The following is a 13,430-nucleotide window of genomic DNA, read 5'->3' on the forward strand; positions in this document are numbered from 1 at the left end:
CTTGCCTTATGAGCACAGTTCCCGCCGCCACCAGCGCCACCAAAAAGACCCGCCCCCAGATCAACCTCACCGTGATCCGCCGCGAAGAGCTGTCGCCGCACATGGTCAGGATCGTCGCCGGCGGCGACGGCTTCGCCGATTACGTCAACAACGACTTTGTTGACCGCTACGTGAAGATCGCGTTTCCCCAGCCGGGCGTCGACTACGAACAGCCGCTGGACCTCTGGAAGATCCGGGAAACCATGCCCCGCGAGCAGTGGCCCTTCACACGCACCTACACCGTCCGCTGGGTGGACCCGGCGGCACAGGAACTGGCCATCGATTTTGTGATCCACGGCGACGAGGGGCTGGCCGGCCCGTGGGCGGCCTCTGCCCAGCCCGGCGATTCGCTGACTTTCACCGGTCCCGGCGGCGCCTACAACCCGGCGCCGGATGCCGACTGGTACCTCTTTGCCGGTGACGAAGCCGCGCTTCCCGCCATCGCGGCTTCATTGGAGTCCCTGCCCGCTGACGCCAAGGGAGTGGCGTTCCTGGAGGTGGACAGCGACGCCGACATCCAGCCCGTCACGGCCCCGGCCGGCGTGGAGCTCACGTGGCTCCGCCGCAACGGCGCTCCTGCCGGCGCCGGCGACCTGCTGGTGTCGGCCGTCGCCAACGCCAACTGGCCGGCCGCCGGCAAAGTCGATGTTTTTGCCCACGGCGAGCGGGGCTACATGAAGGGCCTGCGCGACGTGTTTTTTGTCCAGCGCGGCCTCGAGCGCAAGCAGGTGTCACTGTCCGGTTACTGGGCCGCGGGCCGGGTCGAGGACGATTTCCAGGCCGAAAAGAAACTGCCCATCGGGCAGATCTAGCGGCTCAGATGGAGTCCGGCGGTCCTAGCGGCGGCGGGCGCGCCTGCGCTCGTTGCTCGCCAGGCTGCGGGTCAGCGGCCTGGCGAGGGTATCGCCCAGCACGATGCCGCCGGCCGCACCCAGCACAATGGCACCGGCGTTGAGCATGCCCCCGGCCCCGAGGAGGATCTCCGATTCCTCGACGGTCAGCACATACATCGAGCGGAAGATGGTCAGGCCCGGCAGCAGGATCAGGGCTGCCGGCACGGCGACCACCAGCTGCGGGGCTCCCATCTTCAGGGCCACCACCCGGGCCAGCAGTCCGATCACCACTGCGGACAGTGCCGGCGAGAACCTGTCGCCGATGCCCAGGGCAGCGGCACCCAGCAACACCAGGTAGCCGGCGACGCCCACGGCCGCAGTGGGCAGGAGGAGTTTCCACGCGGTCTGCTCGGTCACGCCGATGGCCATCACCGCCAGGGCAGTCAGAATCACCAGCACCCACAGGTCGTACGCGGGGGCGAAGGTTTCCGTGACGTCAATCTCCTGCATTCCCGTCATGGACCCCACCACAAACGCGACGGCGATGCCGGCAACGAGTGCGCCGAACGTCAGGACAGTGGAGAGGAACCTTCCGGCGGCGGTCACCGGGAAGCCGTTGATCGCATCCTGCACAGACGAGACCAGGCGCCCGGTGGGCAGGAGCAGCAGGATGCCTCCCACCACCACAATGGCCGGTGCGGTGGTGAGGTTGAACTGCCAGAGCAGGAGTGCCATGAACGTCACCACAAACGAACACGTTGCCGTGGTGAAGAAGTCCGGCACCCTCCAGCGGCCCAGCCGGCGTGCCAGGAGGCTCACGCCGATGTTGACCACAAAAGCGATGACTGACGACACGGGACCGCCGCCAAGAACGCCAACGAAAGCCGCCGCAAACACGCCGAAGGCCACCGTCACCATCCAGCGCGGGAAGGGCTTGGGGCTGGTGATGGCCTCGTCGAGGCGGCGGATGGCCTCGTCACGGCCCACTCCCCCGGCCACAATGTCCGTGACCAGCTGGTGGACCTTGGCCAGTCCGGCGTAGTTGTTGGTCCAGGACCGCACCACCCGCAGCAGGGCGATGGGCGTCTGGTCCTTGGGTGCGTAGTTGATTCCCACCGACTGGTTGGTGATGTCCACTTCGATGTTCTTGAGCCCCAGGGCCGCGGTCACGGCGATGATGCTGGTCTCCACTTCGAGGGCACCGGCACCGTACCTGAACATGGTCTCGGCCAGGTGCAGGGCGAAGTCGAGGGTTTTGCGCGCGGAGGTGTCCACGCCGCCCACCTGGATCATCGGGTTGGCGTAGGGGCTGCCGGCGAGCCTGTCGACGATGCTCAGCGGCGCCGTCGGCGGGTTCTCCCCCTGGACCAGGCGGCGGAGCATTCTTTTGGCCGCGACGTTCTGGCGGATCTGGGAGGGTGAGAGCGGCTCGGTCTTGGGCAGGCCGTCAGTTGGCGGCCTCTTCCGGGGTTCCTCGGGTCGATCTGTCACGCTGGTCCTCCTCCCGGGGGATCGTGGTTATGCGGTGTTTTCGGCCGGTGTCCGGTCATCGGCAGGTGCGGCGTCCGCGGCCGGAGCCTGGCGTTTCAGCGGCAGCCTGCCCAGCAGGGTCCGGGCCGCCGACACCGCGGCGCGGGCCACGCGGTTGGCCTGGAACAGTACCGGCCGTACGGGCATCACGAAGTCTCCCAGCAGCTGGACCACTTCCCCGCCGAAGCCCTTCTTGAACGCATAGCCGCCGTGGCCTTCCTCGTCCTGTCCCTCGATGCCGAAGGTGCCGTAGAAGTTGTAGCGGGTATAGCCCTTGTCCAGCGCGTGCAGCATCATGCCCCAGTACAGGGACGTGGCGCCGTTGAAGTAGATGTAGTCCTGCTTGGTGCCGCCGATCACGCACACCAGCTCGTCGCCGAAGCAGACGAAGTGGATGGCAGCAACAGTTGCCACGCCAACTGAATCCGGGAACCGCTCGATGTCCTTGAGGCTGCGCTCGTAGCTGTCGACGAGGTCCTGCACCACCTTGAGGCGGTTGGCCTTCTTTTTGCTGCCGGTTTCCTCCACTTCGCGGCGGAGTTCGGCGGCCGCGGCGGACTCGGATTCAAGGCGTTCGGTGATGGATTTGCGGTATGCCGGGATGTCGATCTTGGCCATCATGAGCTTCGTGAACTCGGACGACGTGGTCCGCAGCAGCTGCTCGTAGTATTCGCGTTCGCGGTAGATGAAGCCCTTCTCATCCCCCGCTGTGCTCAGCGCGTCATAGAACTCGTCCAGGGTCTCAAGGGTGGCCTGCTCCAGGAAGACGCCGTTCTTTTCTGCCTTCCGGATGGCTTTGCGGGTCCGGTAGCTGGTGCCCATGATGAGCTCTTCGGAGTCCTTGGTGCCCGCGAGGGTCTTGATGAACATCCAGTTCACGTTGGCGAAGTTCATGTCCGAGCCCTGGTGGGCGAATCCCAGGCCGGCGAGTGCAGCCACCAGCGGCCGGTTGTCCGTGATTTCGGGGTGCTCGGCGCCGTCCTCGTCGCGGGCGACGAAGGGCAGGTTCGGGGAAATCCGCAGCTCGGCGGCCTTGCGCCCGGTTGCCCTGGCTTTGAGGAGTTCGACGACGTCACGCACCAGGGCGGCATCGGTGTAGTCCATGAGCGGGCCCTTGGCGCACTCGCACACCGTGTAGCCCCAGCGGTTGGTGGTGTAGTTCAGCTTGCCGGCGGCCACGAGTTCGCCGTTGCGCCGGACGCCGAAGAGCTCCACCGCCTGCCCGCGGGCACGCTGGAACCGGGCGAAGTCGGCGGACTGGATGAAGCTGTTCTGCGGGTGGGTGACGGAGAAGGCCTCGAAATCGGCGTCGCTGAGGACAGCGAACTCGAGCTCGGTTCCGGCCTTGATTGAATTCACGGAAAAATTCCTCACCTGTGGATGTGCTGCCGGGATGGCGGCAGCGCTGACCTGTTGTGGACGTGGATGGGTGGCGCGGCTTAGTAGAACTGGTTGCCCGTGCGCATGGTTTCGAGGCGCCGGAAGACACGTTCGGCGCCTTTAACCCAAAGCCGGTGCCGGACGGGTGCCAGGACAAAGTCGTAGCAGCCCACAAAGTCCGTCACTGTTTTGCTGAAGCTGGTCTTGAACATGCCCATGCCGTGAAGGGTGTGGGATTTGTCCTTGATCCGGGCGGCGGGCGGGGTGCCGCAGAAGTCGTACTCGGTGCAGCCGAGCTCCTTCATCCTGCGGATCGCAGCCCACTGGACCAGGTGTGAGTCGCCGTACTGCTTCCGGTTCTGCGTGGAACCGCCGTCTTTGTACGTTGCTTTGGATCCGTAGTTGATCACGAAGGCGCCCACGCTGGGTTTGCCATCTTCGTAGACAAAAAAGAAGCTTCCCTGCCCGCGGTCGCAGAATTCGTCCCAGAACCTGGCGTAGTACTCGTAGCTGCGCAGCGGCATGGACCCCTTGGCGTTCACGGTGTCCGCCATCAGGTCGTAGAGGGCGCGGTAGGTTTCCGGGCCCTGCTCCCGCTGGACCACTTCACAGCCCTCGCGCTCTGCGCGGCGGATGGCGTTGCGGGCGCGGGAGGAAATGGACCGGAACACTTCGTTCTCCGGCGCGGAGATGTCCAGGAGGGCCGTGGAGTCGTTGGACTGGATGTTGGGGGCGTTGACCAGCCCGGCGGCAGCGAGCTGCGGCTGGACCTCCGGGGCGTCGACGATGTCCGGCTCCACCTTGATCGCGAAGACGTTCAGCTTGGCGGCCTTCACGAATTCGGCGCAGGCAGCGAGCGCGGGCTTGAGGTCCGCCGCGGTGCCGACGTCGGGTCCCTTGATGAGGTACCAGAGGCGGCCCAGGACCGGGAACTTCTTCTCCAGGACCAGGTTGTAGCTGGCGGCCCCGCCGGACTCCAGGACCAGGAAGCGGACGTCCCAGCCGTTGCCGTTCTTCACTGACGCGTAGGCCGCGGACTGCAGCATGTTGCCGCCGTTTGGGTTGGCGGTGACGTGCTTGTCCCAGTTCTCAATTTCCTCGCCTGTGGCAAAGCGGGCGGTGAATTCTCGCAAGGGGGCCGTGTCCCGTCTGTTGGTCTTGTGCGCGGTTTTGTACGTGTGGATGCGTGCGGACATGTAGCCACAAGTCTAAAGCCTGATCCTGTCCGGGCATTCCAGGGCCGTCCCCCGGGCCCGCCTTGACTCGGTGTCCGCGCTTCGCGAGGGTTGACGCATGACGCCGCACCCTGAACAGTCCAGCCTCCCGTCCGGGACCCCCGCAGGGAAATATGGGACTGGCGCACAGGTCCTGGCTCTCGCCGTCTTCCTCGGAGCCTCAGCACTGGTCGCCTGGCTCGGGGCCTTTGCCACGGTGAACAACGTGAACGGCTGGTATGTCAGCGCCGACAAGGCTCCGTGGACCCCGCCGAACTGGGTGTTCGGTCCGGTCTGGACGGCGCTTTATGCGGCCATGGCGTTGGCCGCCTGGCTGGTGTGGCGCTGCCGTGTCCCGGAGTCGCGTCCGGCACTGGTCGCCTACGGCATCCAGCTGGGGCTGAACCTGTTGTGGACGCCGGTGTTCTTTGGCCTCTACCCCGCGCTCGGCACGGTTGCGCTGTGGCTGGCGTTCGCGATCATCCTTGCACTGATCGTGGCTGTGACGGTGACGGTGCTCCGCTTTGGACCGATCAGCCTGGCGGCAGGGCTGCTCCTGCTGCCGTATGTCACTTGGATTGTGTTCGCGTCATCACTGAACGTCTGGGCGGCACTGCACAATTAGCATTCGACGACGTTGACGGCCAGGCCGCCCATGGCTGTTTCCTTGTATTTGGAGCTCATGTCGCGGCCGGTTTCGCGCATTGTGACGATGACCTCGTCGAGGGATACCCGGTGCGAACCGTCGCCCCAGAGCGCCATTTTGGCGGCGTTGATGGCCTTGGCTGCGGCGATGGCGTTGCGCTCGATGCACGGCACCTGGACCAGCCCGCCGATCGGATCACACGTCAGGCCAAGGTTGTGCTCCATCGCGATCTCTGCCGCGTTCTCGACCTGGGCAGGGGTCCCGCCCATCACCTCGGCCAGGCCTGCGGCGGCCATGGACGACGCCGAGCCCACCTCACCCTGGCAGCCAACCTCCGCACCCGAAATGGAGGCCTGTTCCTTGTACAGCACCCCGATGGCGCCGGCTGTGAGCAGGAACTTCACCACAACGTCGTCGCGGTCCTGCTGGGTTGCGTTCTCCATCCCCGGGGCGAAGTGCAGGGCGTAGTACAGCACAGCCGGGATGATTCCGGCGGCGCCGTTGGTGGGGGCGGTGACCACCCGCCCGCCGGAGGCGTTCTCCTCGTTGACCGCCAAAGCGATCAGGTTTACCCATTCCTGCCAGTATTTGGGGTCCCGGTAGTCGGGATCGTGGTCCCGGCTTTCCTTCAGGAGCCGCTCGTGCCAGTCGGGGGCACGACGGCGGACCCTCAGCCCGCCGGGCAGCAGGCCTTCGCGCTTGAGGCTGACCTGGACGCAGCTCTCCATGACGGAGTAGATGTGGAGCAGTCCGTCGCGGATCTCCTGCTCGGACCGGGAGGCCCGTTCGTTGACGAACATGACCTCGCCGATGGACAGTCCCTTGGACTGGCAACGGCCCAGGAGTTCGGCTGCCGTCCGGAACGGCAGCGGAAGCTCCTTCTTAGATTCATCGAGTTCCTTCAGCGCTGCATCTTCCTCCCCCTCACGGACGATGAAGCCGCCACCCACGGAGAAGAAAGTGGCACTGTGGAGGACTTCGCCGTCGGCGTCGGAGACGGTGAACGTCATGCCGTTGGTGTGCCGCGGCAGGATGGTCAGCGGGCGCAGGACCATGTCCTTCACGGCGTAGGGCAGGGGGACGGAACCGGCCAGTTGCAAGGTGCCGGTTTCGGCGATGGCGGCCAGCCGGTCCTCCACCTCGTCAGGGAGGATCTTCTCCGGGTGGAAGCCCTCCAGCCCCAGCAATATCGCCGTCATCGTCCCGTGCCCGTGGCCTGTGGCGGCCAGGGAGCCGTAGAGGTCAACCCGGAGGCCGGCCACACGGTCCAGGGCACCGGACTCCTTGAGCTCCTCGGCAAAAACAGCGGCAGCCCGCATCGGCCCGACAGTATGCGAGCTCGAAGGTCCAATTCCGATCGAAAAAAGGTCAAAGACACCAACAGCCATAACTAATCCTTACTCATTTGTGACGCATGTGCAGTTGGTCGGGTTGGGTGGAGGTGGCAGGACATCCTCTGCATGCCTTGGGCCCACGCCGTCCGGGTTCCCTGACCGAGCTTGCGAGGTTAGGGGGACGGTGGGGTGCACGCTTCCGGAATCCACCCAGCCACCCGGGCACGTCGCCTGGGGAGACGGGCTGTTGAAGTCGGTGAAAAAGGAGAGCAGCAGAGCCCCTTCGGGTCCGGCCTCCGGCAGCATGCGTCTAAGGGAGCGTCACGTCCGCTCAGCGGGCGTCTTCGCGACCGAGCATGCAGAGGAGGTCGGACCCGACGGGCCTCGGAAGCAGTCAGCTGAGTGCCGCGACGCCTGGGTAGAGCGGGTGGGCTGCGGCGAGGACCTCGACGCGGTGACGCAGGCCTGAGAGGTCTGCGCCGGCGTCGGCAATCAAAGCCTCGGCGATGATGTCGGCGACCTCGTGGAAGGCTGCCTCGCCGAAACCGCGGGTGGCCAGCGCCGGAGTGCCGATGCGCAGCCCGGAGGTGACCATCGGCGGGCGCGGGTCGAACGGCACGGCGTTGCGGTTGACGGTGATGTCGATTTCCGCGAGGCGGTCTTCGGCCTGCTGGCCGTCCAGTTCGCAGTTGCGCAGGTCAACGAGGACCAGGTGCACGTCGGTGCCGCCGGAGATCACGTTGATCCCCTTGGCGGTGACGTCCGGCTGGACCAGGCGGTCGGCCAGGATCCGGGCGCCGGCCAGGACGCGTTCCTGGCGTTCCTTGAACTCGGCGGACGCGGCGATCTTGAACGCGACGGCTTTGCCGGCGATGACGTGCTCCAGCGGCCCGCCCTGCTGGCCCGGGAACACAGCTGAGTTGATCTTCTTGGCGATCGCAGCGTCGTTGGTAAGGATGATGCCGCCGCGCGGACCGGCGAGGGTCTTGTGCGTGGTGGAGGTGGTGACGTGGGCGTGCGGCACCGGGGAGGGGTGCAGCCCGGCGGCGACCAGCCCGGCGAAGTGCGCCATGTCCACCATCAGGTAGGCGCCCACGGAATCGGCGATCCGGCGGAACTCGGCGAAGTCCAGCTGCCGGGCGTACGCGGACCAGCCGGCGACGATCAGCTGCGGCTTGTGCTCCTGGGCCAGGCGCTCCACCTCGGCCATGTCGATCCGGTGGTCGTCTTCGCGGACCTGGTACGGGATGACGTTGTACAGGCGGCCGGAGAAGTTGATCTTCATGCCGTGGGTCAGGTGGCCGCCGTGGGCGAGGTTCAGGCCCATGATGGTGTCGCCCGGCTTGATCAGCGCGTGCATCACCGAGGCGTTCGCCTGCGCGCCGGAGTGCGGCTGGACGTTCGCGAATTCGGCGCCGAACAGGGCCTTAACCCGGTCGATGGCAAGCTGCTCAATGACGTCCACGTGCTCGCAGCCGCCGTAGTAGCGCTTGCCCGGGTAGCCTTCGGCGTACTTGTTGGTCAGGACAGAGCCCTGCGCCTGCATGACGGCCACCGCGGTGTGGTTCTCCGAGGCGATCATCTCCAGGCCGTCACGCTGGCGGCCGAGTTCGTCGTCGATCTTGGCTGCGATCTCCGGGTCCAGCGCGGACAGGTCCGCGTCCAGGCTCGGGGAAATGACCTGCTCGAACACTGCCGTGGCAGCGGCGCCGCTCACAGCTCGCCGCCGTTCTTGGAGGCGTAGTCCTGCGCGGAGAGCAGCGGGCCGTCAGACTCGGCGGCCACCTTGAACAGCCAGCCTGCACCGTACGGGTCGCTGTTGATCAGCGCGGGGTCGTCGACGACGGCCGGGTTGGTTTCGGTGACTTCGCCTGTCACCGGGGCGTACAGGTCCGAAACGGACTTGGTGGATTCCACCTCGCCGCAGGTCTCCCCCGCGGTCACGGTGGAGCCGACCTCGGGCAGGTCCACGTACACGATGTCGCCGAGGGCGTCCGTGGCCACGGCGGAAATGCCGATGGACACCACGTTTCCGTCCTCGCGGGAGACCCACTCGTGTTCCTCGGAGTACTGCAGTTCAGCGGCAACTTTAGCCATGTGTTTTTCCTTCAGTGAGATTTGCGAAAAGTGAGAGAGCGTTCGCCCAAACACCGCATTAAGTGAGAGAGCGTCTGTCCACCGTGCGAAAGGTGAGCGAGCCTTGAGGGCCGGCTGAGCCGGACTTTTCGAAAGCGTGCGTCAAAGCGACGAAGGAGCAGCACGCGTGAAAAGTCCGGTCTGCCGGTCCGAAGCCGACCCCGAAAACCTACTTCGGGCGCTTGTAGAACGGCAGGGCCACTACTTCGAACGGCTCCGTTTTTCCGCGGAGGTCGATGTCCAGGGCGGTGCCGGGTTCGGTGAGGGCGACGTCGACGTAGGCCATGGCCACCGGGTAGCCCAGGCTGGGTGAGGGCTGGCCGGAGGTGACTTCGCCCACCACTGCGCCGTCTTTGAGGACCGGGTAGTGGCCGCGGCCGGCACGGCGGCCCAGGCCCTTGAGGCCCACGAGCCTGCGGCCGGTGGTGGTTCCGGCGCCGGCTTCCTTCTTGGCTGCGAGTGCGGCCTTGCCCACGAAGTCGCCTTCCTTGGACAGCGCGACGACGGCTCCCAGGCCTGCTGCGAACGGGTCGCCTTCCAGGGAGAGTTCGTTGCCGTAGAGCGGCATGCCGGCCTCAAGGCGGAGCGAGTCGCGGGAGGCGAGGCCTGCAGGAGTCAGCTCCCCTTCGTCGGCAATGGCGACGATTGCCTGCCAAAGCGCGGCGGCGTCGTCGTTGGCCACGAAGATCTCGAAGCCGTCCTCGCCGGTGTAGCCGGTGCGTGCCAGCAGGAGTTCCTGGCCCGCTCCGGCCACGAGGAAGGGGACCTCGACGGCGGCGTAGTACTTGAGCTCCGTGACCAGGCTGTGCTGGGCGGCGGGGACCAGGCGGAGGAGGAGTTCCTCAGCCTTGGGGCCCTGGACGGCGATCAGGGACGTCTCGGCGGAAACGTCGTCCACCACCACGTCGAAGCCGGCGGCCCGCTCGGCCAGCGCAGCTGCCACGGTTTTGGCGTTGCCGGCGTTGGGAACCACCAGGAAGCGGTCGGTGCCGTCGGCAGCGGCGGGCCGGCGGTAGGTGATGAGGTCGTCGATGATGCCGCCGTCCTCGTTGCAGATCAGCGAGTACTTGGCCTTGCCCACGGCCATCGCGGAAATCTTGCCCACCAGCGCGAAGTCCAGGAATGCTGCGGCGTCCGGGCCGGTCACCCATACTTCGCCCATGTGGGAGAGGTCGAAAATGCCTGCAGCCTTGCGGACGGCGTGGTGCTCAGCCAGTTCGGAGCTGTACTTGAGCGGCATCTGCCAGCCACCGAAGTCCGTGAAGGAGGCCCCGAGCTTCTTGTGCTCTTCGTAGAGGGCTGTGTAGTTCTCAGTCATCGTGGAGTCCTTAGTTTTCAAACTCGGAAAGCGGCGGGCAGGAGCAGATCAGGTTACGGTCCCCGGCGGCGCCGTCGATGCGGCCCACGGGCGGGAAGTACTTGTCCTGCTTGAGCGAGGCAACCGGGAAGACGGCCTGCTCACGCGGGTAGGCGCGGTCCCAGTCGGTGCTGATCACGGCGGCCGCGGTGTGCGGGGAGTTGCGCAGCGGGCTGTCCGCTACGGTGAAGTCGCCGTCGGCCACCTGGTCGATTTCGGCCCGGATCGCGATCATTGCGGTGATGAAGCGGTCGATCTCGTGCAGGTCCTCGGACTCCGTGGGTTCCACCATCAGCGTGCCGGCCACGGGGAATGCCAGGGTGGGGGCGTGGAAGCCGTAGTCGATGAGGCGCTTGGCCACGTCCTCCGCGGTGACGCCGGTCTTGGCGGTCAGCTCGCGGAGGTCCAGGATGCACTCGTGCGCCACCAGTCCGCCTTCGCCCGTGTACAGGACCGGGAAGAAGTCGTTCAGGCGGGCGGCGATGTAGTTGGCCGCGAGCAGCGCCGACTTGGTGGCCTCGGTCAGGCCTTGGCCGCCCATGAGCTTCACGTAGGCCCAGGAGATGGGCAGGACACCTGCGGAGCCGAAACGGGAGGCGGAGATCGGGACGTCGTTGCCTTCGGTCCAGGTGGCTGCGTTGCCCGGCATGAACGGTGCCAGGTGCGCCTTCGCGGCGACAGGGCCCACGCCCGGTCCGCCGCCGCCGTGCGGGATGCAGAAGGTCTTGTGCAGGTTCAGGTGCGACACGTCGCCGCCGAACTGGCCCGGCTGGGCCAGGCCAACCAGGGCGTTGAGGTTGGCGCCGTCGATGTAGACCTGGCCGCCGGCGGCGTGGATCGCGTCGCAGACCTCGCGGACGTCGGCGTCGTACACCCCGTGCGTGGACGGGTAGGTGATCATGATGCAGGACAGCGCGTCCCTGTTGGCCTCGATCTTGGCGTACAGGTCGGTGTGGTCGATCGTGCCGTCGGCAGCGGTTGCCACCACCACTACCTTCATGCCGGCCAGGACGGCGGAGGCTGCGTTGGTGCCGTGCGCCGACGCCGGGATGAGGCAGACGGTGCGCTGGTCGTCACCGCGGGAGAGGTGGTAGCCGCGGATGGCCAGCAGGCCTGCGAGTTCGCCCTGGGAACCGGCGTTGGGCTGGATGGACACCTGGTCGTAGCCAGTGATCTCGGTGAGCTGGGCTTCCAGGTCCGAGATCAGTTCCCGCCAGCCTTCGGTCTGGGAGTCAGGCGCGAACGGGTGGATGGACGCGAATTCAGGCCAGGAGATGGCTTCCATTTCGGCCGTGGCGTTCAGCTTCATGGTGCAGGAGCCCAGCGGGATCATGGTGCGGTCCAGCGCGAGGTCCCGGTCCGAAAGCTTCCGGATGTAGCGCAGCAGCTGCGTTTCGGAACGGTGCGTGCTGAACACGGGGTGCTGCAGGAAGTCGGAGGAACGCTCGACGGCGGCATCCAGGGCGAACACAGCGTCAGTGCCGGCGGCCGCGTCAACGGCCTCGGCACCAAAGGCGGCCAGGACGCCGTCGACGATTGCCGCCGTCGTGGTTTCATCCGTGGAGAAGCCCACGGTGTCCGCGTCGATGCTGCGCAGGTTGATGCCCTTGGCTTCGGCGGCGGCAACGATCCCGGCCGCCTTGCCGGGTACGGACACGGTGACGGTATCGAAGAAGCTGGTGTGGAGCACGTCCAGGCCGGCGGCCTTCAGGGACGCGGCCAGGGACTTCGCGTGGCCGTGGGCGGTCTGGGCGATCGCCTTCAGGCCGTCCGGGCCGTGGTAGACGGCGTACATGGACGCAACGATGGCCAGCAGCGCCTGGGCGGTGCAGATGTTGGACGTGGCCTTTTCGCGGCGGATGTGCTGCTCGCGGGTCTGCAGCGCCAGGCGGTAGGCGGGTACGCCGGCGGAGTCCTTGGAGACGCCCACCAGGCGGCCCGGCATGGAGCGCTCGAGGCCCTTCTGCACAGCCATGTAGGCAGCGTGGGGTCCGCCGTAGAACAGCGGGACGCCGAAGCGCTGGGCTGAGCCGACGGCGATGTCGGCGCCCTGCTCGCCGGGAGGGGTGATGAGGGTGAGGGCCAGGAGGTCGGCGGCCACAGTCACCAGGGCACCGCGCTCCTTGGCGTCGGCGATGACGGCGGAGTGGTCGAAGACCCGGCCGGAAACACCGGGCTGCTGAAGCACAACGCCGTTGATGACGCCGTCGGGCAGTCCGTTGGAGAGGTCAGCGACCTCCACCTCGAAGCCCAGCGCCTCGGCGCGTCCCTTCACAATGGCGATGGTCTGCGGCAGGCAGTCGGCGTCGAGCACCGTCTTGCCGTCGCGGGCGTCCTTGTTCTTGTTGGCCCGGCGCATCATCAGGACGGCTTCGGCCACGGCGGTGGCTTCGTCCAGCAGCGAGGCGTTGGCGATGGGCAGGCCCACCAGGTCCTGGACCATGGTCTGGAAGTTCAGCAGCGCCTCGAGGCGGCCCTGGGAGATCTCCGGCTGGTACGGCGTGTAGGCGGTGTACCAGGCCGGGCCTTCGAGGATGTTCCGGCGGATCACCGCGGGTGTCACGGTGTCGTAGTAGCCCTGGCCGATCATCTGCACGGCGGTCTTGTTCTTCGCGGCGAGCTTGCGCAGTTCGGCGAGAGCTTCGACCTCACTCAGGGCCTCTGCCAGCTGGAGGCCGGAGTCCTGGCGGATATCCTTCGGGACCGCGGTATCCACGAGCGCATCGACGGTGTCGTAGCCGACAGCCTTGAGCATGGCATCGACGTCGGCCTGGCGGCGGGCGCCGATGTGCCGGTCAACGAAAGACGTAGAGGCTGAATTGACAGTCAAAAGGAACTCCATAACTCAGGCGGCGCAGGGTACGCCACATCGATTCGGGTTCCTCCCCACTCTGTATTGGACCTGAGAGTTTCCGCGCGGTCCGCTGCTGCGGGGCCGGCGCTTGCACCGTCGGTGAGCAC

Annotated in this window: 10 protein-coding genes; 2 read left to right on the forward strand and 8 right to left on the reverse strand. The window is 66.5% G+C overall.

Annotated elements, in window-relative coordinates:
* The first annotated feature begins 8 nt into the window (after positions 1 to 8).
* On the forward strand, positions 9 to 851 hold the full coding sequence (locus J2X42_RS16965; protein ID WP_310167010.1) for a siderophore-interacting protein: 843 nt from the start codon (positions 9 to 11) through the stop codon (positions 849 to 851).
* A gap of 24 nt (positions 852 to 875) precedes the next feature.
* On the opposite strand, the gene J2X42_RS16970 is transcribed toward J2X42_RS16965, so the two are convergent.
* From J2X42_RS16970 to J2X42_RS16980, 3 genes are all read right to left on the reverse strand, one after another.
* Positions 876 to 2,363: a threonine/serine exporter family protein gene (locus tag J2X42_RS16970; RefSeq protein WP_310167011.1), complete on the reverse strand. Its 1,488-nt coding sequence runs from the start codon at positions 2,361 to 2,363 to the stop codon at positions 876 to 878.
* A gap of 27 nt (positions 2,364 to 2,390) precedes the next feature.
* Entirely contained in the window at positions 2,391 to 3,761 is a 1,371-nt protein-coding gene (locus tag J2X42_RS16975) for a peptidoglycan bridge formation glycyltransferase FemA/FemB family protein (protein WP_310167013.1), read from the reverse strand.
* A gap of 80 nt (positions 3,762 to 3,841) precedes the next feature.
* Positions 3,842 to 4,978 carry a peptidoglycan bridge formation glycyltransferase FemA/FemB family protein gene (locus J2X42_RS16980; protein ID WP_310167014.1) on the reverse strand — a complete coding sequence of 379 codons (1,137 nt, stop codon included), beginning with the start codon at positions 4,976 to 4,978 and terminating at the stop codon, positions 3,842 to 3,844.
* A gap of 97 nt (positions 4,979 to 5,075) precedes the next feature.
* Here J2X42_RS16980 and J2X42_RS16985 point away from each other — a divergent pair, with 97 nt between their 5' ends.
* Complete coding sequence (locus J2X42_RS16985) at positions 5,076 to 5,621, forward strand: TspO/MBR family protein (protein ID WP_310167015.1); 546 nt, start codon at positions 5,076 to 5,078, stop codon at positions 5,619 to 5,621.
* Here the strand turns inward: J2X42_RS16985 and J2X42_RS16990 are convergent.
* From J2X42_RS16990 to gcvP, 5 genes are all read right to left on the reverse strand, one after another.
* Positions 5,618 to 7,030, reverse strand: a complete 1,413-nt coding sequence (locus J2X42_RS16990) for an L-serine ammonia-lyase (protein ID WP_310167016.1) — start codon at positions 7,028 to 7,030, stop codon at positions 5,618 to 5,620. The two genes, J2X42_RS16985 and J2X42_RS16990, sit on opposite strands and share 4 nt — an antisense overlap.
* Positions 7,031 to 7,370: 340 nt before the next feature.
* The gene (gene glyA / locus J2X42_RS16995; protein ID WP_310167017.1) at positions 7,371 to 8,693 is read right to left on the reverse strand and encodes a serine hydroxymethyltransferase; all 1,323 of its coding nucleotides are present in this window, start codon (positions 8,691 to 8,693) and stop codon (positions 7,371 to 7,373) included.
* Positions 8,690 to 9,073: a glycine cleavage system protein GcvH gene (gene gcvH, locus J2X42_RS17000; protein ID WP_310167018.1), complete on the reverse strand. Its 384-nt coding sequence runs from the start codon at positions 9,071 to 9,073 to the stop codon at positions 8,690 to 8,692. The genes glyA and gcvH overlap by 4 nt, the downstream gene beginning before the upstream one ends.
* A gap of 208 nt (positions 9,074 to 9,281) precedes the next feature.
* Entirely contained in the window at positions 9,282 to 10,430 is a 1,149-nt protein-coding gene (gcvT, locus tag J2X42_RS17005; protein ID WP_310167019.1) for a glycine cleavage system aminomethyltransferase GcvT, read from the reverse strand.
* A 10-nt stretch (positions 10,431 to 10,440) separates the two neighbouring features.
* A complete protein-coding gene (gene gcvP, locus J2X42_RS17010; protein WP_396134100.1) occupies positions 10,441 to 13,311 on the reverse strand; it encodes an aminomethyl-transferring glycine dehydrogenase in 2,871 nt (956 codons plus the stop codon).
* Between the last annotated feature and the right edge of the window lie 119 nt (positions 13,312 to 13,430).

The organism is Arthrobacter sp. BE255 (assembly GCF_031457335.1).
Lineage (GTDB): Bacteria > Actinomycetota > Actinomycetes > Actinomycetales > Micrococcaceae > Arthrobacter.